Annotated in this window: 23 protein-coding genes and 1 riboswitch; of the genes, 14 read left to right on the top strand and 9 right to left on the bottom strand. The window is 72.9% G+C overall.

Annotation, left to right across the window (positions count from 1 at the left end; translation table 11 throughout):
- Together FLX08_RS11320 and FLX08_RS11315 are read right to left on the bottom strand one after the other, a co-directional pair.
- Positions 1-843 (bottom strand): DUF222 domain-containing protein (locus tag FLX08_RS11320; protein WP_142618637.1); only part of this gene is annotated, 843 nt, incomplete at its 3' end.
- 496 nt (positions 844-1,339) lie between these two features.
- Positions 1,340-1,918: a flavin reductase family protein gene (locus FLX08_RS11315; RefSeq protein WP_142618635.1), complete on the bottom strand. Its 579-nt coding sequence runs from the start codon at positions 1,916-1,918 to the stop codon at positions 1,340-1,342.
- 259 nt (positions 1,919-2,177) lie between these two features.
- On the opposite strand from FLX08_RS11315, the gene FLX08_RS11310 reads away from it, so the two are divergent.
- Both FLX08_RS11310 and FLX08_RS11300 read left to right on the top strand, forming a co-directional pair.
- Complete coding sequence (locus FLX08_RS11310; protein ID WP_142618633.1) at positions 2,178-2,372, top strand: FAD-binding protein; 195 nt, start codon at positions 2,178-2,180, stop codon at positions 2,370-2,372.
- Positions 2,373-2,740: 368 nt separating this feature from the next.
- Positions 2,741-2,886, top strand: a riboswitch (cyclic di-AMP (ydaO/yuaA leader).
- 11 nt (positions 2,887-2,897) lie between these two features.
- Positions 2,898-3,623 (top strand): glycoside hydrolase family 25 protein, encoded by a 726-nt coding sequence (locus tag FLX08_RS11300; protein ID WP_167530361.1) that lies wholly within the window; start codon positions 2,898-2,900, stop codon positions 3,621-3,623.
- 122 nt (positions 3,624-3,745) lie between these two features.
- Here the strand turns inward: FLX08_RS11300 and secD are convergent, their stop codons facing one another.
- Positions 3,746-5,992, bottom strand: coding sequence for a protein translocase subunit SecD (gene secD, locus FLX08_RS11295; protein WP_142618629.1), 2,247 nt, complete (start codon positions 5,990-5,992; stop codon positions 3,746-3,748).
- Between the two features lie 44 nt (positions 5,993-6,036).
- Positions 6,037-6,453 (bottom strand): hypothetical protein, encoded by a 417-nt coding sequence (locus tag FLX08_RS11290; RefSeq protein WP_142618627.1) that lies wholly within the window; start codon positions 6,451-6,453, stop codon positions 6,037-6,039.
- A 128-nt stretch (positions 6,454-6,581) separates the two neighbouring features.
- On the opposite strand from FLX08_RS11290, the gene FLX08_RS11285 reads away from it, so the two are divergent.
- From FLX08_RS11285 to FLX08_RS11265, 5 genes are all read left to right on the top strand, one after another.
- Positions 6,582-6,947 (top strand): hypothetical protein, encoded by a 366-nt coding sequence (locus tag FLX08_RS11285; RefSeq protein ID WP_142618625.1) that lies wholly within the window; start codon positions 6,582-6,584, stop codon positions 6,945-6,947.
- A gap of 214 nt (positions 6,948-7,161) precedes the next feature.
- On the top strand, positions 7,162-7,431 hold the full coding sequence (locus FLX08_RS11280; RefSeq protein WP_142618623.1) for a TraR/DksA C4-type zinc finger protein: 270 nt from the start codon (positions 7,162-7,164) through the stop codon (positions 7,429-7,431).
- On the top strand, positions 7,428-8,210 hold the full coding sequence (locus tag FLX08_RS11275) for a rod shape-determining protein (RefSeq protein WP_167530360.1): 783 nt from the start codon (positions 7,428-7,430) through the stop codon (positions 8,208-8,210). The genes FLX08_RS11280 and FLX08_RS11275 overlap by 4 nt, the downstream gene beginning before the upstream one ends.
- Complete coding sequence (locus FLX08_RS11270; protein WP_142618619.1) at positions 8,197-8,535, top strand: TraR/DksA family transcriptional regulator; 339 nt, start codon at positions 8,197-8,199, stop codon at positions 8,533-8,535. The genes FLX08_RS11275 and FLX08_RS11270 overlap by 14 nt, the downstream gene beginning before the upstream one ends.
- Before the next feature lie 106 nt (positions 8,536-8,641).
- Positions 8,642-9,403, top strand: coding sequence for an SDR family NAD(P)-dependent oxidoreductase (locus FLX08_RS11265; protein ID WP_142618617.1), 762 nt, complete (start codon positions 8,642-8,644; stop codon positions 9,401-9,403).
- Between the two features lie 70 nt (positions 9,404-9,473).
- Here the strand turns inward: FLX08_RS11265 and FLX08_RS11260 are convergent, their stop codons facing one another.
- Genes FLX08_RS11260 through FLX08_RS11250 form a run of 3 tightly spaced genes read right to left on the bottom strand, consistent with a single transcriptional unit; the run spans position 9,474 to position 13,664 of the window.
- A complete protein-coding gene (locus FLX08_RS11260) occupies positions 9,474-11,333 on the bottom strand; it encodes an ABC transporter transmembrane domain-containing protein (RefSeq protein ID WP_142618614.1) in 1,860 nt (619 codons plus the stop codon).
- Positions 11,330-13,072 (bottom strand): ABC transporter ATP-binding protein, encoded by a 1,743-nt coding sequence (locus FLX08_RS11255; RefSeq protein WP_142618612.1) that lies wholly within the window; start codon positions 13,070-13,072, stop codon positions 11,330-11,332. Before FLX08_RS11255 ends, FLX08_RS11260 begins: the two co-directional genes overlap by 4 nt.
- A 1-nt stretch (position 13,073) precedes the next feature.
- On the bottom strand, positions 13,074-13,664 hold the full coding sequence (locus tag FLX08_RS11250) for an NADPH-dependent FMN reductase (RefSeq protein WP_142618610.1): 591 nt from the start codon (positions 13,662-13,664) through the stop codon (positions 13,074-13,076).
- A gap of 112 nt (positions 13,665-13,776) precedes the next feature.
- Here FLX08_RS11250 and FLX08_RS11245 point away from each other — a divergent pair, with 112 nt between their 5' ends.
- From FLX08_RS11245 to FLX08_RS11230, 4 genes are all read left to right on the top strand, one after another.
- Complete coding sequence (locus FLX08_RS11245; protein WP_142618608.1) at positions 13,777-14,682, top strand: TetR/AcrR family transcriptional regulator; 906 nt, start codon at positions 13,777-13,779, stop codon at positions 14,680-14,682.
- A 29-nt stretch (positions 14,683-14,711) separates the two neighbouring features.
- Positions 14,712-15,878, top strand: coding sequence for a 3-hydroxy-9,10-secoandrosta-1,3,5(10)-triene-9,17-dione monooxygenase oxygenase subunit (hsaA, locus tag FLX08_RS11240; RefSeq protein ID WP_142618606.1), 1,167 nt, complete (start codon positions 14,712-14,714; stop codon positions 15,876-15,878).
- 129 nt (positions 15,879-16,007) lie between these two features.
- On the top strand, positions 16,008-16,637 hold the full coding sequence (locus FLX08_RS11235; RefSeq protein ID WP_142618604.1) for a TetR/AcrR family transcriptional regulator: 630 nt from the start codon (positions 16,008-16,010) through the stop codon (positions 16,635-16,637).
- Between the two features lie 31 nt (positions 16,638-16,668).
- Entirely contained in the window at positions 16,669-18,063 is a 1,395-nt protein-coding gene (locus FLX08_RS11230; protein WP_142618602.1) for a hypothetical protein, read from the top strand.
- A 3-nt stretch (positions 18,064-18,066) separates the two neighbouring features.
- Here FLX08_RS11230 and FLX08_RS11225 read toward each other — a convergent pair whose 3' ends face one another.
- Positions 18,067-18,315: a hypothetical protein gene (locus FLX08_RS11225; protein WP_208761389.1), complete on the bottom strand. Its 249-nt coding sequence runs from the start codon at positions 18,313-18,315 to the stop codon at positions 18,067-18,069.
- 61 nt (positions 18,316-18,376) lie between these two features.
- A complete protein-coding gene (locus FLX08_RS11220) occupies positions 18,377-18,724 on the bottom strand; it encodes a hypothetical protein (RefSeq protein ID WP_142618598.1) in 348 nt (115 codons plus the stop codon).
- Between the two features lie 195 nt (positions 18,725-18,919).
- Between FLX08_RS11220 and FLX08_RS11215 the strand changes: the two genes are divergently transcribed.
- The 3 genes from FLX08_RS11215 to FLX08_RS11205 all read left to right on the top strand — a co-directional run bounded on the left by FLX08_RS11215 (position 18,920) and on the right by FLX08_RS11205 (position 22,147).
- Positions 18,920-20,536 (top strand): ATP-binding protein, encoded by a 1,617-nt coding sequence (locus tag FLX08_RS11215; protein ID WP_167530359.1) that lies wholly within the window; start codon positions 18,920-18,922, stop codon positions 20,534-20,536.
- A 275-nt stretch (positions 20,537-20,811) separates the two neighbouring features.
- Positions 20,812-21,720, top strand: a complete 909-nt coding sequence (locus tag FLX08_RS41325; protein ID WP_208761397.1) for a LuxR C-terminal-related transcriptional regulator — start codon at positions 20,812-20,814, stop codon at positions 21,718-21,720.
- A 139-nt stretch (positions 21,721-21,859) separates the two neighbouring features.
- Positions 21,860-22,147 carry a hypothetical protein gene (locus FLX08_RS11205; RefSeq protein ID WP_142618592.1) on the top strand — a complete coding sequence of 96 codons (288 nt, stop codon included), beginning with the start codon at positions 21,860-21,862 and terminating at the stop codon, positions 22,145-22,147.
- Positions 22,148-22,203: the final 56 nt, after the last annotated feature.

Genomic DNA, 22,203 nt, shown 5'->3' with positions numbered 1-22,203 from the left:
CCGCCGCCCGTAATCGGCCTGCTCATCGCGTTCTTCGCCGTCGGGGTCGAGCACCGCCCGCAAATGGCGGCCGGCCTTGGCCACCTCCGCCGCCCCCGCCTTGCCCGCCAGCTCCACCAAAATCGGCTCCGCCAACCCGGCCTGCTCATCGGTCAGCCCGGCGACAGCGGCGCAGATGGCCTCCACCACCCCCGCCGCCAACTCACCCACGGCGAACTTCTCCCGCACCACCGGCAGGCGCGGCAGCTCAGCCCCCAGCATGAGCAGGCGGCCCGCACCGCCCACTGTCATCCCGGCGGCGGTACGCAACCACGACCGGGTGGAGGCATGCCCATGCTGCTTGGCCTGCCCTGCACGATGGACCCGGCCTACCCGGTCGGCCAGCGCGCAGGTGATCCGATCCCGGGCGAACAGCAACTCCTCCGCCTCAGCCAGACAGACGTCCACATCGTCGGGAAGCGGGACCAGCGCCAGCTCCTGCGCCACCTCACGAACACACCCCACCACCACCCACGACGACCGGGTACAGCGGCGGCTGCCTGCATCAGCGGCGTCCCCGCGGGCGGCACCCGCGTCAGATTCGGCGCTATCGGCAGCCCCACGGGCGGAGTCCGCACCGCCGGCATGCCTGCCGGCGGCATCCGTGTCTGGGTCGTCTGTGCTGCCAGCGCCGGGCTCGTCGGCGTGCTGCCGGGGCTCAAAGTCGATGATCGGGAAGGGCTCGCGGGCGGATGAACCGTCGGACGACCACAGCGGGGAATTGGCGATCAGACGGTCCCACCACCCACCGTCGCCATCGTTCGAACGATGAAGGCGCTCAGGATCGATGTCGAACAGATCCATCACACCCTCCTCTATCGATTCGAACTGATGTATGGATTCTTTCACAATGCGTGAGCCAATGACAACCGTCCGGAGCGAATGGTTGGAGCCGCAGGTCAACTGGGAAAAGGGGGTGTCGGCGGCCTAAGCGCCTCCCGGAAGGCGGCGAAGGTGCTGCTCTGAACGCGGCGACGGCGCATTCGACGGCGCATTCGACGGCGCGCAGGCACGTTCGGCGGCGCGCAGGCACGTTCGGCGGCGCAGGCAGGTTCGGCGGTGCGCGGGGCGCGGACGAGTTCGGCCGCCCGGCCGGTGAGGCCGGTGAGGTGGGCGGGCGCGGCTGCTGCCGGTGCACCACGCGTACGAACTCGCGTCATGTGGCTGAGGGGCGCGCGCCAGGAGAAGCCGGTACGGCTGCTGCCTCAGCACCGCCTGTCACGAACTCACGTCATGCGGATGAGAGCGCTCGTCCGGAGAGGCAGGTGCGGCTCGCTGCATGGGACGTAGAGAAGAGGGGTCAGCCCCAGTGGTCGCCCCACCCCCAGCCCCACAGGTTGAGGCAGAGAGCGGCGGCCGGGTCGTCCTGGTTCAGGCCGAACCGGCCGCGGAAGAACAGCATGGGGCGTTGCTCGGTGACGACGGGTTCGAGCTCGTTGACGTGGCCGATGACCACGTCGTGGTCGCCGGCGACGTGTACGTCGCGGATCTCGCCATGGACGCGCAGCAGCACCCCTCGCAAGGACGGGGTGCCCCATCGCGACAGGTCCCAGTCGAGGCCCGCGAACTTCGCGCCATTGCTGGACCCGAACCGGCCGCAGAGATCGATCTGATCCTCCCCGAGCACGTTCACGCAGAAGCGGCCCGATCTCCTGATGCGCGGCCAGGCGCGGCCCCTGTGGTCGGCGCAGAAAAGGATCAGAGGCGGCTCGAGGGACACCGACGCGAACGACTGGCAGGCGAAGCCGGCCGGTTCGCCGTCGTCGAGGCCCGTCACCACGGTCACACCGCTCGCGAACATGCCCAGCGCGCGCCGGAACTCGGCGGGTGTGGGCGGCGCCGCCTCGGTGAACTCGGGGTCGGCGGGTACAGCGGTCATGGACTCACCTCGCGTGCGTGTCGATGCCTCAGGTGACGAACTTACAAACCCCCTCATGGGCGGCCCGCAAGGGGATCCCGGTCAACGGAAGGCACGTACCGGCGGGAGCGTGGTCCGGGCAGGTCACCGAGCGGGCCCGTCCTGGTCTCGCTCATCGGGATGATCGCCCTATTCGGTGCGTCTGTCCAGTTAGAGACACAAAGTCCGGCATTCCCGCGGTTCACTGGGTCGTGTCCTTCCTCACCCGGAGGGACGAGCGGTGACCGCGTGGGATGAGGAATTCGACCAAGTCATCGTCGGCACCGGGGGCGGAGGCATGGCCGCCGCGCTGACCGCGTACGACAGCGGGTTGTCGTGCGTCGTGGTCGAGAAGAGCGGCAGGTTCGGCGGCAGCGCCGGCATCTCGGCGGCGGGATCTGTGTCCCCGACAACCCGACCTGCGCGCCGTACGTGAACTCGTGCACGACCATCTCAGGCGCGGACGGCACGGCGCACCAGTCGCGGTAGGACGTCGGCCTCGGCGGGGGGCGTCGCCAGTTCTCCGTGGAGAAGGCGTAGAGGCTCAGTCACTGGACGCCCGCCATGCAGGCCGCCCCTATGACATCGATCACAGCGGCCTCGGCCGCCCGATGCCCCTCGGTGCGGGGCAGGGGAGGGCGTTCGGGCCGGGCGCCGCCGCGTTGTGCCAGGTAAAGACGTGTTTTGTCCTGTTTACACCATTCTTGGGGAGTGTGTACCTTTAGGGCACACGGTAGGGGGTAACCACCCGCCTCCGGCGACCCATCCCTTGCCGTGTCGTTGCCCGGTCCGCGCGGTCCCGTGACCGCGCGGCCGCCGAATCCGCGTCACGTGGAGCCGGGGACCCACTCTCTTAGGGGTGAATCGGAGCGCAGGCCCCCAGGTGCGCCCGTAGGGCACTTCCTGCCCGAACCCGTCAGCTAACCCGGTAGGCGGCATGGAAGCAAGGAGTCAACCCCGCATGTCCACCCATCGGCTCTCCCTCGGGGGCCGGCCCTCGCGCCGGCGCCTGCGCTCCGCCCTCGCGGCGGCGACCCTCGCGGTCTCGGCCGCCACGGCCGGCGTCACCGCGGCCGTCGCCCTGCCCGCGGCCCCGGCGTACGCGAACCCGCACACGTACGGCCAGGACGTCTCCGGCTACGAGGCCGACCACGACTGGATGAACAGCCGCGCGCAGTTCGGCTTCATCAAGGCCACCGAGGGGACCGACTGGGTCGACTCGTCCTTCCCCCGGCACTGGCGGGAGCTGGCCAAGAAGGGCATCGTCCGTGGGGTGTACCACTACGGCCACCCCTCGAACGACCCCATCGCCGAGGCCAACCACTTCCTCAGCGTGGTGAACTCGCAGCCGAGCAAGCCCGGCGACATCCTGGTCCTCGACCTGGAGACCGCCGACGGCGAGTCCGTCGAGCAGGTCAACAAGTGGGCCAAGACCTGGCTGGAGTATGTGACGGCCAAGACCGGCACCAGGCCGATGTTCTACAGCGGCTGGAACTTCGCCAACAAGTACGGCCACGGCCTCGGCCAGTATCCGCTGTGGGTGGCCCACTACAGCAAGGCCCCCGGCGACATCACGCCGCCCGCGGACTGGAAGACCTGGGCGATCCACCAGTACACGGATGCGCCCATCGACCAGAACGTCTCCTCGCTGACGCCCGCCCAGCTGCGTGCGCTCGGCCGCCGATAGCGCCGCCGACAGCGCCCGCCGACAGCGCCCGCCGATAGCGGCGCCGCTATCAGCGCTGATAGCAGGGCGTCCCCCGGGGCGGATCGCCCGCCCCGGGGAACGCGCCGCGGGCCGTACCGGCCTCAGACCACCGCGCCGGAGCCGTCGCGCCGTACGGGCCTGACCCGGGGCGCGGCGGGAGCCGGCGGCGCCTGGCCGGAGCGCCGCTCCAGTGCGATCGCCGCCGGCCCGGCCACGAACGACGACGACAGCGTGCCGGCGACGATGCCGATCAGCAGGGCGACGGCGAAGTCGCGCAGCGAGTCGCCGCCGAACACCGCCAGCGCCGCCAGGATGAACAGCGCCCCGAGCCCGGTGTTGACCGTGCGCGGCGCGGTCTGCAGAATCGCGGCGTTCACCACCCGGCCGAACGGCTCGCGGCGGCGCACCGGCCACAGCTCGCGCACCCGGTCGAACAGCACCACCTTGTCGTTGACCGAATAACCGATGATCGTGAGCATCGCCGCCAGGAACACCCCGTCGATCGGTTTGCCCATCCAGGCGAACGCGCCGACGACCACGGCCGCGTCCACGAACAGCGCCGCCACGGCCGCCGTGCCGAACGTCCACCGGAACCGGAACGCCAGGTAGACGAGCTGTGCGGCGAGCGCGACGGCGAGCGCGATGATGGCGTTGCGGCGCAGCTCCTCGCCCAGGCTCGGCCCGATCAGCTCGTCGCGCTGCTTGGCCACCTCGCCCACGCGCCGGTCGAGCGCCTCCTCCATGCGGACGACGTCGTCGGCGCTGATCTGCCCCGTGCGCACCGAGAGCGCGTCGTCCGACCGCTGCACGACGGCCGAGGGGAACCCGGCGTCCGCCACCGCCTGCCTGGCCGCCGCGACGTCGACGGGGCTGCTCGTGGCGAACTCCACGATCCGGCCGCCGGTGAACTCGACGCCGTAGTTCAGGCCACGGGTGACCAGGCCCGCGCCCGCGACCACGAGCAGCCCGGCCGCGACGGCGAGCCACAGCCGCCTACGCCGCATCAGGTCCGGGTCGCGCCGCGTCAGCCATGTCCTGACCCGGCCGATCGAGCCGATGCCGGACGCCCGCGGGCCGATCCTGCCGATCAGGGCGGCGGTGAGCACCCGGGTGATCAGCATGGCCGAGACGAGCGAGGCCAGCACGCCGATGGCCAGCGTCACGCCGAAGCCCTTCACCGGCCCCGAGGCCAGCCAGAACAGCAGCCCGGCGGCGAGCAGGGTGGTGATGTTGGAGTCGGCGATCGCGCTCCAGGCGTTCTTGAAGCCCCGTTCGAGGGCCGCCTTGAGGCCCCGGCGGGGTGCGTCGCCGTACTCCTCCCTGGCCCGTTCGAAGACCAGCACGTTGGCGTCCACCGCCATGCCGATCGCCAGGACGAACCCGGCCAGGCCGGGCAGCGTGAGCGTGGCTCCCATGGCCACGAGCCCGGCGTACGAGATCAGGCCGTAGCAGGCGAGCGCGACCGCGGCCAGCACGCCCACCAGCCGGTAGACCATGCCGATGAACACCGCGGTGAGGATCACCCCGACGACGCCGGCCTTGGCGCTCGCCGCGATGGCGTCGGCGCCGAGGGTCGGGCCGACCGTACGCTGCTCGACCAGCTCGAGCGGCACCGGAAGGGAGCCGCCCTTGATCAGCACCGCGAGGTTCTGCGCCTCCTGCGGGGTGAACGACCCGGTGATCTGCGTGGTGCCGCCGCCGATCCCCGCCCCGCAGGCGATCGACTCGTCCACCTGAGGCGAGGAGATGATCTCGTTGTCGAGGACGATGGCGACGCGGCGCTTGTGGTCGCCGACCGGCGCGCAGGCCGCCTCGCCGGTCAGCTTCCGCCAGGGGCCGGGCTCCTTGAAGTCGATCGTGACGAACCAGCCCGGCCCTGCCTGCGGGTCGCTGCGCGCGGCGGCGTCGGTGACGCCGGCTCCGCCGAGCGCGACCGGGCCGAGCTTCAGCTTCTGGCCGCTCTCGTCGGCGATCGCGTGCGTGTCACCGCCCTCAGCGGGACCGAGCACCGGATGGAAGTTGAGTTGTGCGGTCTTGCCGATGACCGCGGCGGCCTCGCGCGGGTCGAGCACGCCGGGCAGTTCCACGATGATCCGCTTCTCACCGGAGCGGACCAGGGTGGGATCGACGACTCCGAGGGCGTCCGCCCGGCGCCGGAGCACGTCGAGGGCACGGTCGGTGGCGTCGGCGTCCGCCCTGACCGTGGGAGAGTCTCTCGTCTCGAAGACGAGCTGGGTGCCGCCGCGCAGGTCGAGGCCGAGGCGCGGGGCCATGGTGAGGGCGAGCAGTAGTGAGGTCGCGATGACGGCGAGCGCCGCCACCGCGCGCCACAGGGGCGCACGGGACATGAAGCCTCCACAGGCGTACGAGAGGGAGACGAGTAGGAGAGGTCTCAGTACGCGGTGGAGGGAGGGGCGCGGGCCGCGGCGGCACGACGCGGGCGCTGGGCGGGCGGGCCGTCGTGATGCGGACCGGCCCGGGTGACCCGGGTGCCGCCGCGCGGCGCCGCGGGGTTGGTCAGCACGACCGGCCCGCCGGTCGCGCCGGAGCCGGACCCGCCCGTCCGGACGCGGGGCGGGTCGCCCTGGGCCGGCCGTGTGGCGTGGGCAGGGGCGCAGGCGCGTGTGTCGGTGAGCCGCGCCCCGTCACGCGCCGGTGACACCACGACGTGGCGGGCGGCGGGGCGATGGGCCGACACCCACGCCGGCGACGGCGACGGCGACGGCGACGGCGATGCCGGCGTGCCGCCGGAGGTCAGGAGGATCGCGTGCAGCAGGAGCAGCAGCGCGGCGGTCAGCCCACGTCGCACGACGGTCCCCCTCCCGCGTCCGCCCGGTCCTACGGCCACCGTAGCGAGTTCCGGGCGAGCGTGCCCGCGGGAAACGGGCGCGGGAAACACGGATGACCGTTTCGCGAAGGTGGGTTATGGTCGGTCACATGGCGACCTTGCGACGTGGCACGTGCGGGTCCACCGCCTTCACGTTGGTGGTGGGCCTGCTGATGCTCGCCCTCGCACTGGTCGCCTCCACGCCCGCCTGGTATGGCGGCGATCCCGCCCAGCGCGTGCCGCAGGCCGCCGCCGAGGTGTGGACGCCGGGGGCGTGGACGCCGCAGTCGGCGACCCTGCCCACGGGCGCCGCCGGTCCCGAGCACCTGCCGTTCCCGTTCCGGCCGCGCGTCGCCGTGGCCACGGCACCCGTCACCGCGGCCGGGCCCGCCCGGCATCACGAGGACATCGTCCTCAGCCCGCAGCAGACCGGCCATCGCACCGCCGGCTCGCGCAGCCCGCCACCGGCCCAGTGACACGAGCCCAGCGACACGGGCCCTGTTGATACGCGCCCTGTGACACGGGCTTTCGCGTAGTCGCGCCCTGTCCCGCCCTGTCGCGGGCCGTGCCTTCCGATCACCACCGCACGCGGGCCACTCCCGCGTACTCGTCTCGCGCACCGGCGACCCGGTGCGCCGAAGGCATGCGCTCGCGCGCCCACATCATCGTTCACCTGGAGTGATGCCGCATATGGCAGAGATCAGGTCGCCGCGCCTCCTCATGGAGGAGTGCCGGCGGTATTCCGCGCAGCTCGCCGAGCTGCGCATGCTGCTCGAGGAGCGGCTCCACGCCGCCGGGGGCGAGGCCGCCGCGATCGAGGCCGCTCTGGAGCGGATGGAACGCGGCCTCTACGGCACCTGCACCCGATGCGAGGCGTTCCTGCCGCTCGACCGGCTCCGGCTCATGCCCCACGTGCAGCACTGCGCGTCGTGCGCCGGCGAGACCCGGTTGTCGGCATGACGGGTCTCGCTCTCGGCCTCGCCCTCGACCTCGGCACCGCGCGGACCCGGCTGCTGCTGTCCGCCCCCGGCCGTCACAGCACGGCGATCAGCGAACGGCCGTCGGCCTGCGGCGATCCGGGAGCGCGCCGATGGCCGGTGCGGCACGGCATGGTCGCCGACATGCCCGGATGCGCGCAGCTGGTCCGCGGGGCGCTGCGGGACGCGGTGACCGAGCAGCACCCGCCGCTCGAACGCGTCATGCTCGGGGTGCCCGTCGCGGCCTCGCGGCTGGACCGCAGAGCCGCGTACGCGGCGGTCAGCAGTGCCGCCGGCTGCCGGGTGACGATGGTCGAAGAACCGCTGGCCGCGGCGGTCGGCTGCGGCGTGGACATCGCCGATCCGCGGCCCCGGCTCCTGCTCGACGCGGGAGCGGGGATCGCCGAGGCCGTCGTCATCCGCGACGGCGAGATCGCCGACGCGGGTGCCGTACAGGTCGCGATGGGCGACCCCGCGGAGGGCACGGGCTGCTCGCGGTACGCGCGGGAACGTGTCGCGGCGATGGTCGCCGACCTGATCGCGCGCATCCCCGCCGCACTGCGGGCCACCGCCCGGCAGCAGGGCCTGCTCATCACCGGCGGCGGCGCCCGCGACCCGGAACTGGCCCGCAGGCTCTGCGCGGAGCTGCGGATCACCGTCAGCCCCGCGGCCGATCCCGCCAACGCGACCGTCAGAGGGCTCGCCTGCCTGCTGTCCACGGTCGAGAACACTCGAAAGGACCTCCACGATGACCACCAGTGACGAGTTCACCGCGATCAGCGAGCCGCAGACGCAGGCCGTGCGCGCGGACCTGGAGGAGCAGCTCCAGTGGCGCGAGGTCCAGCTGCGCGACCTGCGGGCCGCCGTCGACGGCGGCAACGACGACACCGCCAGGCTCGCCCTGCTCGCCGACGTCGCCGCCACCGAGCGGGCGGTCGCCGAGCTGCGCAGGGCGCTGGAGCGGATCGAGGAGGGCAGCTATGGCCGGTGCGCCGACTGCGCCGCGGTCATCCCGTTCGGCCGGCTGAAGATCCGGCCCCTGGCCCGCTACTGCATCGCCTGCCAGCGGCGCCACGAAACCCGCTGACCCGGCGGGGACTCCCACTGAGCGGGAGGGCGAGGGCGGCCGGGCGCGGGTTCTGCCACGGTGGGATCGGCGCTCGGCCCCCCGGCCCGCAGATGGGATTGAGCAGGTGACGCACATCCGAGGACGGTTCGACGGCAAGAACGTGCTGCTCACCGGGGCGGCGTCGGGCATCGGCAGGGCGGCCGCCGTACGGCTGCTCGACGAGGGCGCCACGGTGTTCGCCGTGGACCGGGACGAGGACGGGCTCGCGGAGACCGGCAAGCTCGCCGGCGGGACCGACCGGTTCGTCCCCCATCGGGCGGATCTGGCGGACGAACCGGCGGTGGTGTCGGCCGCGCGCGCGGCCGTCGCGTGCCTCGGCCGGGTGGACGTGCTGGCCAACGTCGCCGGCGTGCTGCGGGTGACCCCGCTGGAGTCGCTGCGGCTGGACGACTACCGGCAGATCTTCGCGGTCAACGTGTTCGCCCCGGTCGTGCTCTGCCGCGAGGTGCTGCCGCATGTCCCGGACGGCACCGGGGTCGTCGTCAACGTCACCTCGACGGCGGCGACGAAGGCGCACCCCTGGATGACCGGCTATGCCGCGTCCAAGGGCGCACTGCTGTCGTTCTCGATCAGCCTCGCCGCCGAGCTGGCGCCGCGCCGCATCCGCGTCGTCCCGATCTCGCCCGGCGGCGTCGCCACGCCGCTCACCGCCAACCGGGAGACGTTCGCCGGCGTCGACACTTCCTGGTATGCCCGCACCTATCCCCTGTGGGGGAGGCCGGGCCGCCCGGAGGACATCGCCGGGACCATCGCGTACGCCGCCTCCGCGGACGGCGCCTACCTCAACGGCGTGGAGGTCCGCGTGGACGGCGGCTCGCACAGCTGACCGCCACGGCGCTCGACCTCGGGGCGCTGCTCGTCGAGCACGCGGTGGCGCGCCTGGTGACCCAGGACGGTCAGATTGGAGGGACCACCGACCCGGCCTGAGCCGCCGAGAGCCGAGTCCCCGAGAGTTGTGCCCCCGAGAGCTGTGCCCCCGAGAGCTGTGCCCCGGGGAGTCGGGCCCCGGGGAGTTGCGCACGGTAGAGGCGGGCGTAGGCGCCGTCCGCCGCGAGCAGCTCGTCGTGAGTGCCCTGCTCGACGATCCGTCCCTCGTCCATGACGAGGATCAGATCGGCGTTCCTGATGGTCGACAGCCGGTGGGCGATGACGAACCCGGTGCGCCCGGCCCGCAGCGAGGTCATGGCCCGCTGCACCAGCACCTCCGTGCGGGTGTCGAGCGCGCTGGTGGCCTCGTCGAGCACCAGGATCGGGGGATCGGCCAGGAACGCGCGCGCGATGGTGACGAGCTGCCGCTCGCCCGCGCTCAGCCCCTCGCCGTCGTCGTCGACCACCGTGTCGTACCCGTCGGGCAGCGTGCGCACGAGGTGGTCGACGCCCGTGGCCCTGGCCACCTCGACGATCCGCTCGCGCGGCACGTCGCCGGCGCCGTACGCGATGTTGTCGGCGATCGTGCCGTGCCGCAGCCAGGTGTCCTGCAGCACCATGCCGATCCTCTCGCGCAGCTCCTGCCCGGGCACCCGGGCGATGTCCACCCCGTCCACCGTGATCCGCCCGCCCGTGACGTCGTAGAAGCGCATGAGCAGGTTGATCAGCGTGGTCTTGCCCGCGCCCGTCGGGCCGACGATCGCGACGGTCTGCCCCGGCTCCGCGACCAGGGACAGGTCCTCGATGAGGGGCCGGTCCCGCACGTAGCGGAACGAGACGTTCTCGAACGTGACCCGGCCGGTGGCCGTCGCCGGCAGGTGGACGGGGTCGGCGACGGGCTCCTCCTCGTCCTCGTCGAGCAGCTCGAAGATCCGCCCGGCCGAGGCGAGCACCGACTGCAGGAGGGTGGACATCGACGTGACCTGGTTCACCGGCTGCCCGAACTGCAGGCAGTATTGGACGAACGCCTGCACGTCGCCGATCGACAGCGCGCCGGCCGCCACCCGCAGGCCGCCGATCACCGCGACGAGCACGTAGTTGAGGTTCATGACGAGCGACATCGACGGGCCGATCAGGCTCGACAGCAGCTGCGCCCGGAATCCCGCGCGGAACACCGCGTCGTTGCGCTCGCCGAACTCGCGTACGGCCTCGCGCCGCCGGCCGAAGACCTTCACCAGGGCGTGCCCGGTATAGGTCTCCTCGACGTGCGCGTTGAGCCGGCCCGTGGCCGCGAACTGCTCGGCGAAGCGCGGCTGGGCCCGGCCGCCGACCACTCTGGCCGCCACGACGGACAGCGGCACCATGATCACCGAGACCAGGGCGAGCAGCGGCGAGGTCCACACCATCATCACCAGCACGCCGGCGAGCGTCAGCAGCGCGGTGACCGCCACGCTGAGCACCTGCTGCAGCGTCTGGCCGACGTTGTCGACGTCGTTGGTGGCGCGGGAGAGCAGGTCGCCCCGCTGCCGCCCGTCGAAGTAGGCCAGCGGCAGCCGGGCGAACTTGGCCTGGGTCCGCTCCCGCAGCCGGAAGACCAGCCGCTGCGCGATGGTCGCGGTCGTCCGCTGCTGGACGAGGGTGAGCAGGAAAGCGGCAAGGTAGCAGGCGAGGGCGGTGAGCAGGACCCGGCCGGTGGCGGCGAAGTCCACCTGACGATGCCCGGACACGGCCGACAGCACGAGGTCGGTGGCCGCGCCGAGCAGCCGGGGGACCGCCACGGTCAGGGCCGCGGCCGCGGCCGCGCAGGCCAGGGCGGCCACGGCGAGCGGGAGTTCGGGGCCTGCCGCCTGCAGCAGACGCCGGACAATTCCGCGGCTTGGGGCCGTCATGCGGCCACCTCCTGACCTGTCTGGGAGAAGACGATCTCGCGGTAGGCGGGGCACGAGCCCATCAGCTCCTCGTGGGTCCCCTCTCCGGCGACGCGGCCCTCGTCGAGCACCACCACCCGGTCTGCGTGCCGGGTCGAGGAGATCCGCTGGGCGACCAGGACGACGGCGACGTCGCGGGTCTCCCGCGCCAGCGCGTCGGCGAGCGCGCGCTCGGTGATCGGGTCGAGGGCGGAGAACGGGTCGTCGAGCAGCAGCACCCGAGGACGGGCGACCAGTGCCCGCGCCACCGTCAGGCGCTGCCGCTGGCCGCCGGACAGCGAGGCGCCCCCCTGGCCGAGCGGCGTCTCCAGGCCCTCCGGCAGCGCCTCCACGACGTCGCGCGCCTGCGCCACCTCCAGCGCGTGCCACAGCTCGGCGTCGGTCGCCTCGGGCCTGCCATACCTGAGGTTGTCGGCGACGGTGCCGGAGAACAGGTGCGGCCGTTGCGGCACCAGCCCGACGACGCCGGCCGGCTCCTCGGGCGGCAGCGACGCGAGGTCCGTCCCGTCGAGGAGCACCCGGCCGGCGGCCGGGCCGACCAGCCGGGCCACGAGGTTCAGCAGGGTCGTCTTGCCCGAGCCGGTGGAGCCGACGACCGCGACGGTCTCGCCGGGGCGGACGAGGAGGCGCACGCCCCGCAGCACCGGCTCCTCGGCCCCCGGATAGCGCACGTGCGCGTCGCGGACCTCCACCTCACCCTCCCAAACCCGGCCCTCCCCGGCGGGGTCGATGCGAGCCGGTGACGCGTCCGGTTCTGGCCCGGTCTCCAGTACCTCGCGCACCCGTACGGCGGAGACCCGGGCGCGCGGCACGGCCAGGACGGTGAAAGTCGCGAGCAGGGCGGACCCCAGGATCACGGCCAGGTAGTTGAGGAACGCCACCAGCGAACCCACCTGGGTGACGCCGTCGTCGACGAGATGCCCGCCGAACCAGACCACCGCCACGCCGCACAGGTTGCCGATCAGCGTCCCGGCGGGGAACATCACGGCCACCAGCCGCGCGGCGCGTACGGCGAGGCCCAGCAGCGCGCCGTTGGCCTCGGCGAACCTGGCGCGTTCGCGGTCCTCGGCGGCGAACGCCCGCACGACCCGGATCCCGGTGATCTGCTCGCGCACCAGCCGGTTGACCTGGTCGACGCCTGCCTGCGTCGCCTGCCAGAGCGGGGTGAGCCGGTGCAGGATCACCCACAGGACGGCCGACAGCGCGGGCAGCGCGACCAGCAGCAGCGTGGACAGGCGCAGGTCCTGGCGCAGCGCCATGACCACGCCGCCGAGGAAGATCATCGGCGTGCCGGCGAGGCCGGTCAGCCCCATGAAGACCAGGGTCTGCACCTGCTGCACGTCGCCGATCGTCCGGGTGATCAGGGACGGGACCCCGAAGCGGCCCACCTCCCGGGAGGAGAACGACTGGACCTTCGCGTAGACGGCCGCGCGCAGCTCGTGACCGACGGCGGCGGCGGTCCTTGCGGCGAGGGCGCCCACCACGGCCGAGCACAGGACCTGGGCCAGCGTCCCGGCCACCATGACGCCGCCCAGACCCAGGATCAGCCCGGTGTCGCCGCGCAGCACGCCGTCGTCGATGAGCGTGGCGTTGATCGTGGGCAGCAGGAGGGCGGCGAGCGCCTGCGCGATCTGGAGCACGGCGATCAGGGCGACCGCGCCGCGATGCGGGCGCAGGCCGGAGCGGAGCAGGGAACCCATCTCAGCCTCCGTACGGCCGGGCCGCCCGCGCCTCGCGCAGGGCTCGGCCGAACCAGACGAGCTCGTCGAGCATCACTTTGGCGGCGCCTTCCGGGCCGGCGGGGTCCTTCGGCCAGTTCCCCTCCGCGTCGAACAGCGTCCAGGGGGTCTGGAAGGCGACGGAGTCGCGGATCGTCACCGCGTGCAGCTCGGCGAAGACCAGCCGGAGCTGCTCGACGGCCCGCAGGCCGCTGGACATGCCCCCGTAGCAGACGAACCCGACGGGCTTGGCCGCCCACTCCCGGTGGTAGCTGTCGATCATCAGCTTGAGCGCGGCGGGGAAGCTGCGGTTGTACTCGGGGGTCACGACGACGAAGGCGTCCGCCGCCTCCACCCGGGGCCGCAGCCCGACGACCTCCTCCGGCTTCTCGCCGCCGAGGTGCCCGCGCAGCCCGTCGGGGAGCCGGGTCTCGGCCAGGTCGATGACGTCGAGCGTGACGTCGTCGCGCCGGCCGGCCTGACCGGCGAACCAGTTCGCGACGAGGGGCGCGACCCTCCCCTCCCGGACGCTGCCGATGATCATTCCCACATTGAGCCGGTCTTCTCCGGACATGATTCCTCCCCGAGGTGAGTACGCCGTACGCGGCGGGTACACCGTACGCGCAAATGCGTACGGCGTACAAGTCCGAGTACGATGTACACAGCGAAGCGGGAGGAGCACGACGATGGCCGGGAAGAAGGCGGACGACACTGCCGGCGACACTGCCGGCGACACTGCCGGCGACACTGCCGGCGACACTGCCGGCAACACAGGGGACGGCACAGGGGGCGACACAGGGGGCGACACGGCTCACGAGTCCATCTGGGAACGGATGGAGCGCCCCGCCCGGCCTCCCCGTGCGGCGCTGACCCACGCGCAGATCGGCGCGGCGGCCGTGGAGATCGCGGACACCGAGGGGCTCGACGCGGTCTCCATGCGCCGCCTGGCCGAGCGGCTCGGCGTCGCCACCATGGGCCTCTACCGCTACGTGCGCGGCAAGGACGACGTGATCGAGCTGATGGTCGACAGGGTCTACGCCGAGGAGGCGCGGGCCGGTGAGGGCGGCGACGGTGAGGGTGGTGAGAGTGAGGGTGGTGAGAGTGAGGGCGGCGACTGGCGGGAGGTCCTGCGCGTGTCGGCCATGCGGCTGCGCGCCCTCATCCTGCGCCATCCCTGGCTGGTGGACACCACGGCCGGCACGGGGCCGCTGACCCCCAACTTCGTCGCGCGCATCGACCGCCTGCTCGCGTCGCTGGACGGTCTCGGCCTCGACGCCGACACGGCGATGACCGTCATCGGCACGGTCACCGCGTTCGTCACCGGGGCGACCACCATCCGGATCAGGATGGACCGGCTGATGCGCAAGGAGGGCGCGGAGAAGATGGACGACCTGCGCACCCTCTACTCGTCCCGGATGCGGTGGTTGCTGGAGTCGGGCCGCTATCCCGCGTTCGAGCGCTACATCCGCCAGGGCGTCAGGAAGGACGACGACGACTGGCAGTTCGAGCTCGGGCTCGACAGCGTCCTCGACGGCATCGCCGCCCGGCTGCGCATCGGAAAACAAGGGACCGCCATCATGGACGGCAACTGACCGACGAGCATGACACGGAGAACTCCCTCATGAGCAACGAGGTCCTCGACGCGGTTCGCACACTGCTGCCGAAGCTCGCCGAACGGGCCCGGTCCACCGACGAGGACCGCCGGGTGCCCGCCGAGTCGATCAGGGAGCTGGCCCGGGCCGGGGTCTTCCGGATGCTGCAGCCCAAGAGGTACGGCGGCGCGGAGAGCGACCCGGTGAGCTTCTACGAGGTGGTCAGGGAGATCTCCGCGGTGTGCGGGTCCACCGGGTGGACCGTCGCCGTGCTCGGTGTGCACCCCTGGCAGCTCGCCCTGTTCGAGGAGGCCGCCCAGGACGAGGTGTGGGGGAGCGACCAGGACGCGCTCATCTCCTCGTCGTACGCGCCGGTCGGGCGGCTCGTGCCCGCCGAGGGCGGCTACCGGCTCTCAGGGCGATGGCGGTTCTCCTCCGGCTGCGAGCACGCGTCGTGGGCGATGGTGGGCGGCCTGGTCCTCGGCGACCAGGGCAGGCCGGTGGACTTCATGACCGTGCTGGTGCCCCGCTCCGACTACGTGATCGAGGACGTGTGGGACGTCATCGGCCTGCGCGGCACGGGCAGCAACGACATCCTCGTCGAGGACGCCTTCGTGCCCGCTCATCGCGTGATGCGCAACCACGACATGGCGCAGTTGCGCGGCCCCGGCCAGAAGGTGAACACCGGCCCGCTCTACCGCATCCCGTTCGGCACCGTGTTCACCACCACGATCACCGCCCCGGTCATCGGGATGGCCGTCGGCTGCTACCGGTCGTACGTGACCGCGATGCGTGACCGCGTCCGGCTCAGCCTGGGCGGCGGCCGGTTCGCCGAGGACCAGTTCGCGCAGGTCGCGGTGGCCCGGGCGGCGTCGGAGATCGACGCGGCGATCCTGCAGACCGACCGCAACGTGCGGGAGGTGTACGAGCACGCGGTGCGGGGCGAGACGATCCCGGCCGAGCTGCGGCTGCGGGTGCGCCGAGACCAGGTGCGCGCCACCGAGCGGGCGCTGGAGGCCATCGACATCCTGTTCAAGACCGCCGGGGGCAACTCGCTCAGCAGGGGCAACCCGATCGAGCGGGCCTGGCGCGACGCCCACGCGGGCAGCGTCCACGTGGCCAACGACGTCGAGCGGGCCCTCGCGATGTACGGCAGGGGCGAGTTCGGCCTGACCGTCGAGGACAACCTGATCTGAGGGCCCTTCCGGGCGTCTGACCGGCCCGTACGTCCCCCTGGATGTCCCACTGAGTGGTATCGACCACTGGCGGGCAGGGGAGCTCCGCTGTGTATCGTCGTCGCGACACGCGAAGGACCAGGGGGAGACGTGCCGAGGATCGCCGAGGCCAGGGCGCCGGCTGAGCCGAGCTCACCCGAGCAGCGCGCCCGTCACCTGCGCATCCTGCGCGCCGCCGCCCGGATGGGCGCGGAAAAGGGGCTGGAGCGCGTCCAGATGCACGAGGTGGCCAAGGAGGCCGGCGTGGCGATCGCCACGCTCTACCGCTACTTCCCCTCGAAGACCCATCTGTTCACGGCGGTGCTGGCCGAGCAGGTCGACAGGTTCGGCGAGAGCCTCCCGCAGCCCAAGCCGGGGATGACGCCGGAGGACGCCGTCGGCGAGGTGCTCGTGCTCGCCAGCAGGCAACTGCTGCGCCGCCCCGCGCTCGCCATCGCGATGCTCCAGTCGGCGAGCTCCGCCAACGCCGCCGCGGTGGCCGACGTGGGCCGGATCGACCGGATGTTCCGGAAGATCGTCCTGCGTACGCTCGGCGTCGCCGAGCCCACCGTCACCGACGTCACGCTGATCCGGCTGCTGATGCAGTGCTGGTATGGCGTGCTGCAGACGAGCCTGAACGGCCGGGCGTCGGTCACCGACACCGAAAGCGACATCCGGATCGCCTGCCGGCTGCTGCTCGCGCCCCGGTCGAACGCGGCCGCCGGCCCGGCTTCCCCCTGACGGGATCGCATCCGGGCAATACGCTGCAGACGTGGCGCTGGAGATCCTCACGTACCTTTTCGCGGGGTCCGGGCTCGGCTCGATGGTGCTCGCGGCCCGGTCGGTCCCGTCGGCCCCCGGCGCGCTCGTACGCCGGCGTCCCCTGGCCTGGGGATCGGCGCTCCTCGTGGGCGGTTGCGCGGTCATGGCGCTCGCCGCGTGGTCCACGCACGAGGACGTGCACTACGACGACTTCGGGTCGGCCATGACCCTGCTGGCGGCCATAGCGGGCGGCGCCCTGGTCCTCCTCGGCCTGGGACCCTTCCTCGCACTGCTGCTGGGGGTCGCCGGGCGACGGTCCGTCCTCGCACGTGATCGTGCCCGGAGCGTTCCCGCGATCGTGGCGACGATGTCCGCCACGGCCCTCGCGGTCACGGTGGTCATCGTGGCGGCCGCCGCGACGTCGCAGAACAGGGCCGGCTACAGGCCCGAGGCCCGGCCCGGCGCCCTCCTCGTGCACGGTTTCTCCGCGGCGGACGCGCCGGCCGCGCTCGCGGCCGTGCGGCGCGAGCTGCCGGGTGTTCCCGTCGTCGAGACCTACCGGGGGATCCGGCCCTACAGCCTGCACGCCGACGGCGCGGATCTGCCGGAGCGGTACGGCGCCGTCACATCGGGCGTCATCGGTGACGGCGCACTGCTCCGCTATCTCACCGGAGACCCGTCGACGCCCTACGAGGAGAACACGGCCGTGGTGGTCACGCCCGGCGACGCCGAGGTCGCCTCCGTGACTATCGAGCACAACCTCCTCGGCCAGGACGGCGACACGGCACCGGTGGTCAAGCAGGTCCCCGCGGTCGTCGTCAGGCCCTCCGATCCTTCGGTGGAGGAGGTCTTCCTTCCGGTCAAGGTCTTCCGGGACCTCGGCCAGGACCTCAGACCCGATGCGCTGATCGTCGACCCCTCCGTGCACTCCACTTCGGAGACCGAGCAGCGGCGGCTGGACCGGTCGCTCGGCGGCGTGGCGCAGACATACGTCGAACGGGGGTATCGGCCTCCGTCCGACTGGCGGATCGCCGTCGTGGCCGTCGTCGTGGCCGCGGTCGTCGTCGCGCTCGCGGGCGCGCTGGTCGCGGCCGGAGGCGCGGACGCACCGTCGGACGCACCGTCGGACGCACGGTCGTGGCAGGCGGCCGCGCGCCGTGCGGCGCTGGCCGCCGCCATCGGCACGGCGGTGGGTGTGGCCGCGGGGTGCCTCGCCGGTCTGCTCATCGCGTGGCCGGCAACGACCTCCTCCGCGTGGGAGCCGCCTCCCCGGGCGGGATTCGCGACGCCGTGGCCGTGGATCGCCGCCCTGGCCGCGGGCCTGCCCGTGCTCGCCCCGGTCCTCACTGCGGCCGTCGCCGCCCCGGTCCTCACCGTGCGCGCGCGACGTTCCGCACGCCGGTGACGTTCACGGTGTGCCGCGGATGACCTGGTAGAAGGTTTCTGAGGTGAAGCGCGGCCGGGGTTGGTCGTTCCAGCCGATCTCGGCGGCTCGGCGCCGGATCGCGTCGCCGGCCGCGGCGGCGGCCTCGTCGTCGTCGAAAACGGCGATCGACAGGCCGTTGCCGGTGGCCGGATCCAGCAGATGGTAGGTGGCGCGCACTCCGGGGATGGCGGCGGCGGCCTCGACGACCCAGTCACGGTCGTCGGTCGGCATGGGTTCCCACCGTGCGACTCTGGCGATCATGCTGTTCTCCGATCAGTCGGTCGGGCGGGACTCAGGCCGGGTGAGGGGCCCGGCGGCCGACGGTGAGCAGAGCGATCGCGGCCACGGTGGCCGCGATCGCGATCCCGATCACGATCTTCGACCAGTCCGGTGCGTTGTCCGCCCAGTAAACGGGGAGGCTGAGCAGTGCGGAGACGACCCGGGAGCCGATCACGGTGGGGATCGCGCCGCGCCGCCGGGCGAGCGCCGCGGCCACGATCGTGACGACCCCGACCACCCCGCCGCCGATCGCGAGCGCGGCAGGCGGTCCTTCGTCGGCCCACACACCGGCCACGCCGGCGATGTCCAGCAGGCCCAGCAGTATGGCGAGGGCGAGGCCCCACTTGAGGGTCGGGTTCATGGCAGCTCCCGGTCGATGGAACGGTCATCCATGCCGGGACCGTAGGTCACGTCGGGCCGGGTGGTCGTCCGGGAAAACACTCATCCGGCATACTCATTCGCCGTATTCATTCAGGCGTATTCATTCAGGCGTATTCATTTCGCCGTATTGATTCGACCCACCTCACTCGGCAACCGGCTGCCCGTACCGTATTCGTTGACGGAGCTTGTCGGCCGTGGGCGCGAGCTGGCCGAGGTGGAGAGCCGGCTGGCCGGGGTGCGGGCCGGATCGGGCGCCGTCGTCCTGGTCGAGGGCGAGGCCGGCGCCGGGAAGACCGCGTTCGCGAATGCACTGACCCGGCGCGCACGGGCCGCCGGGCACGCCACCGCCTGGGGGTCCTGCCTCGAAGGCGAGCCGGGCGCGCCGTTCCGGCCGTGGCTGCAGATCCTGCACGCCATCCGGGCCCCGGCCACCGGCCTCGACGAGCCCGCCGACGCCTCGGTCACCCGGCACCGGCGGTTCGACGCGGTCGTCGAGGCGCTGCGCGACCGGCCCACCGGTGACGGCCTGCTGCTGGTCCTGGACGACCTGCACGCCGCCGACCTCGGCTCGTTACGCCTGCTGCAGCATGTCGCGTCCGAGGCGGCGGACCTGCCGCTGATGCTGCTGGCGCTGTTCCGCGGAGGGCAGGCCGGCCCGGACCGCCACGAGGTGCTCGGCGCGGTGGGCCGGGAGCGCGGGGCGCACCGGATCCGGCTCGGCGCGCTCGCCGCCGGCGACGTCACCGAGCTGGCGACCAGGGCCGCGGCAGGCCCGCTGGACGCGGCGACGCTGCGCGCGATCGGCGAGCGGTCCGGCGGCAACCCGCTGTTCGTGGTGGAGCTGGCCCGGCTGGCGGGCACCGGCGAGCGGCTCCCGCGTGGGATTCGCGCGGCGATCGGCCGGCGCCTGGACGGGCTTCCCGCCGATACCCGGCTCCTGCTGCGCCAGGCCTCCGTACACGGACGGGAGTTCGACGCGGCCACCCTCGCCGCGACCGTACGGCTGACGCGCGACGAGACGGTCGCGCGGCTGGGCCCCGCCCTGGATGCCGCTCTGGACGCCGCCCTGGATGCCGCCCTGGATGCCGGGGTGCTCGTCGCCGACGGACCCGTGCTGCGCTTCGACCACGTGCTCACCCAGGAGGTGCTCTACGCCGAGCTGGGGCCTGCCGAGCGGCAGGAGCTGCACGCGCGCGCCGCGTCGGCGGTCGGCGACGGTCCGATCGAGACCGTGGCGCATCACCTGCGCCAGGGCGGCGAGGCGGAGGCGTTGACGGTCACGTTGCGCGCCGCCGAGCGGGCCCGGGACCGGCTCGCGTACGAGGACGCCGCGTATCAGTACCGGGCCGCCCTCGACCTGCTTCCCCGGGCGGACGACGGAACCCGGGCCCGGCTGCTGCTCGACCTCGCCGGCTGCGAGTTCCGCGCCGGGGCGGTGGACGCCGCCTGGCGCTGCTGCCACGAGGCAGCCGACCTGGCCGGGCCGCCGGTGACGCGGCCGTGCTCGCGGACGCGGCCACGGTCCTGCGCGGGGTCACCGACTCCTCGGTCACGCCGCGGATCCACGCCTTGTGCCGGTCGGCGCTGCCGCTGCTCGGCGACACCGAGCCGGTGCGGCGCGCCCGGGTCCTCGCCCAGCTGGTCGTCACCGCCGACCCGTTCGGCCCCGGCCCGGAGGCGACGTACGACGGCGGCGAGCCGGACCTGGGGCGCCGCGCGCTGCAGCAGGCCGAGGCGTGTGGCGACCCGGACGCGGTGTTCCTCGCGTTGCAGGCGCGCGGCACCGAGCTGACCGGGGCGGGGCACGTGCTGGAGCGGCTCTCGCTCGGCGAGCGCGCGGTGCGGCTGGGCCGCGAGGTCGGCCGGCCGGAGTACGCGGCCTGGGGCCATCTGTGGCGGCTGGGCGGGTTCGCCGAGCTGGGCCGCAGGGTGCCCTTCGACGCCGAGCTGGCCGCGTTCGCGGTCGCCGTCGACCAGTTGCGCGAGCCGCTGTGGACGTGGCGGCTGACCCTGGTGCGCACGTCCGTCGCGCTTAGCGAGGGCAGGCTGGCCCTGGCCGCCGAGCTGATGGCGGAGGGGCAGGCGCGGGGCCGGCGCGCCGGGCACGAGGGGGCCGAATTCTTCCACCTCATCCATGCCGACGCGCTCGCGCAGCTCACCGGCGAGGGATACGAGCCGGTGGAGCGGGCGGTGCGCGCGTTCACCGAGCAGGGCCCGTTCCTGTCCCGCGCCTGGCATGTGAACGTGCTGACGCACATGGGCCGCATCGACGAGGTGCGGGCGATGTGGCCGTCGCTGGTCCCGCACCTCGGCGCGTTCCCGCGGCACGCCCGGGAGTGGGTCGTCGCGATGTCCGGGATGGCGGACGTGTGCGTCGCGCTCGGCGACCGGGAGACCGGTGCGTGGGTCTACGCGCAGTTGGTGACGTTCGCCGACCGGCAGGTGATCGCCGATCCGCTGGGCCCCGGATATGGTCCGGTGGCACTGCGGCTGGGCCGGCTCGCCCGGCTTGCCGGCGACGCGGAGGCCGCAGGGGAGCACCTGCGCTCCGCGCTGGCCACGAGCCTCGCGACGGGATTAGCGCCGGCCACCGGGTTCACCCATCTCGAACTGGCCCGCGCGGCGCTGGACCGGGGTGACCGGGCCGCGGCCCGCGAGCACCTCGACGCCGCCCGTGACCTGGCGCGGCGGTTGGGGCTGGCGACGCTCCAGACGGCGGTCGAAGCGCTGGTCGAAGCGGCGGCCGAAGCGGCGGCCGAAGCGGTGGTCACGCCACCGCCGGCCGGCCCGCTGACCCCGCGCGAGGAGCAGATCGCCGCCCTGGTGGCCGAAGGGCTGTCCAACCGGCAGATCGCCGAGCGGCTCTACCTGTCCGTGCGCACGGTCGAGAATCACGTCACGCACATCCTGGTGAAGCTCGGCTTCGAGTCGCGGGCCCGGATCGCCTCGTGGCACGCGCACAGGGCACACGGATAGGGCACACGGATAGGGCACACGGATAGGGCACACGGATAGGGCACACGGACAGGGCATACGGACAGGGCACACGGATAGGTACCGCGGATGAGTGGTCGCACGGATGCCCGGTGCCGGCCCCGGCCGTAGCGTGCGGGGCATGCATGCGGTGGTAGGGATCTGGTCCGCCGACGAGAGCCGGCGGGCGGAGCAGGAACGGGCGCTGCGCGCCGATGTGGTGCCCGGGACCGCCGCGCGGCCGGGTTTCGTCAGCGGTTATTGGATGCGGGACGCGCAGACCGGCAAGATGCACACGGTCGCGGTCTTCGACACCGAGCCCCACGCACGCGCGTTCAAGGACCACATCGCCCAGGCCACCCGGGCGGCCGCCCGCATCGGCGTGACCGTCGACGTGCTCGCGATGGTGGAGGTGTCCGCTCATGCCTGACGCCGATCCGTACCCCCTTGTTTTCGCGATCGCGGTCACGCACCACTGAGCGGGAC

It is taken from the genome of Microbispora hainanensis, from assembly GCF_006874475.1.
GTDB lineage: Bacteria > Actinomycetota > Actinomycetes > Streptosporangiales > Streptosporangiaceae > Microbispora > Microbispora hainanensis.
The sequence above is the reverse complement of the archived record's forward strand: the minus strand, read 5'-3'. Positions and strand labels throughout refer to the sequence as shown.

Excerpts from the sequence above, each read along its gene's own strand:
- FLX08_RS11225 (WP_208761389.1), bottom strand. The coding sequence starts at position 18,315 with ATGCCGACCGACGACCGTGACTGGGTCGTCGAGGCCGCCGCCGCCATC.
- FLX08_RS11285 (WP_142618625.1), top strand. The coding sequence starts at position 6,582 with ATGGCGACCTTGCGACGTGGCACGTGCGGGTCCACCGCCTTCACGTTG.
- FLX08_RS11245 (WP_142618608.1), top strand. The coding sequence starts at position 13,777 with ATGGCCGGGAAGAAGGCGGACGACACTGCCGGCGACACTGCCGGCGAC.
- FLX08_RS11250 (WP_142618610.1), bottom strand. The coding sequence starts at position 13,664 with ATGTCCGGAGAAGACCGGCTCAATGTGGGAATGATCATCGGCAGCGTC.
- secD (WP_142618629.1), bottom strand. The coding sequence starts at position 5,992 with ATGTCCCGTGCGCCCCTGTGGCGCGCGGTGGCGGCGCTCGCCGTCATC.
- FLX08_RS11275 (WP_167530360.1), top strand. The coding sequence starts at position 7,428 with ATGACGGGTCTCGCTCTCGGCCTCGCCCTCGACCTCGGCACCGCGCGG.
- FLX08_RS11260 (WP_142618614.1), bottom strand. The coding sequence starts at position 11,333 with ATGACGGCCCCAAGCCGCGGAATTGTCCGGCGTCTGCTGCAGGCGGCA.
- FLX08_RS11315 (WP_142618635.1), bottom strand. The coding sequence starts at position 1,918 with ATGACCGCTGTACCCGCCGACCCCGAGTTCACCGAGGCGGCGCCGCCC.
- FLX08_RS11270 (WP_142618619.1), top strand. The coding sequence starts at position 8,197 with ATGACCACCAGTGACGAGTTCACCGCGATCAGCGAGCCGCAGACGCAG.
- hsaA (WP_142618606.1), top strand. The coding sequence starts at position 14,712 with ATGAGCAACGAGGTCCTCGACGCGGTTCGCACACTGCTGCCGAAGCTC.
- FLX08_RS11255 (WP_142618612.1), bottom strand. The coding sequence starts at position 13,072 with ATGGGTTCCCTGCTCCGCTCCGGCCTGCGCCCGCATCGCGGCGCGGTC.
- FLX08_RS11280 (WP_142618623.1), top strand. The coding sequence starts at position 7,162 with ATGGCAGAGATCAGGTCGCCGCGCCTCCTCATGGAGGAGTGCCGGCGG.
- FLX08_RS11220 (WP_142618598.1), bottom strand. The coding sequence starts at position 18,724 with ATGAACCCGACCCTCAAGTGGGGCCTCGCCCTCGCCATACTGCTGGGC.
- FLX08_RS11300 (WP_167530361.1), top strand. The coding sequence starts at position 2,898 with ATGTCCACCCATCGGCTCTCCCTCGGGGGCCGGCCCTCGCGCCGGCGC.
- FLX08_RS41325 (WP_208761397.1), top strand. The coding sequence starts at position 20,812 with ATGGCGGAGGGGCAGGCGCGGGGCCGGCGCGCCGGGCACGAGGGGGCC.
- FLX08_RS11205 (WP_142618592.1), top strand. The coding sequence starts at position 21,860 with ATGCATGCGGTGGTAGGGATCTGGTCCGCCGACGAGAGCCGGCGGGCG.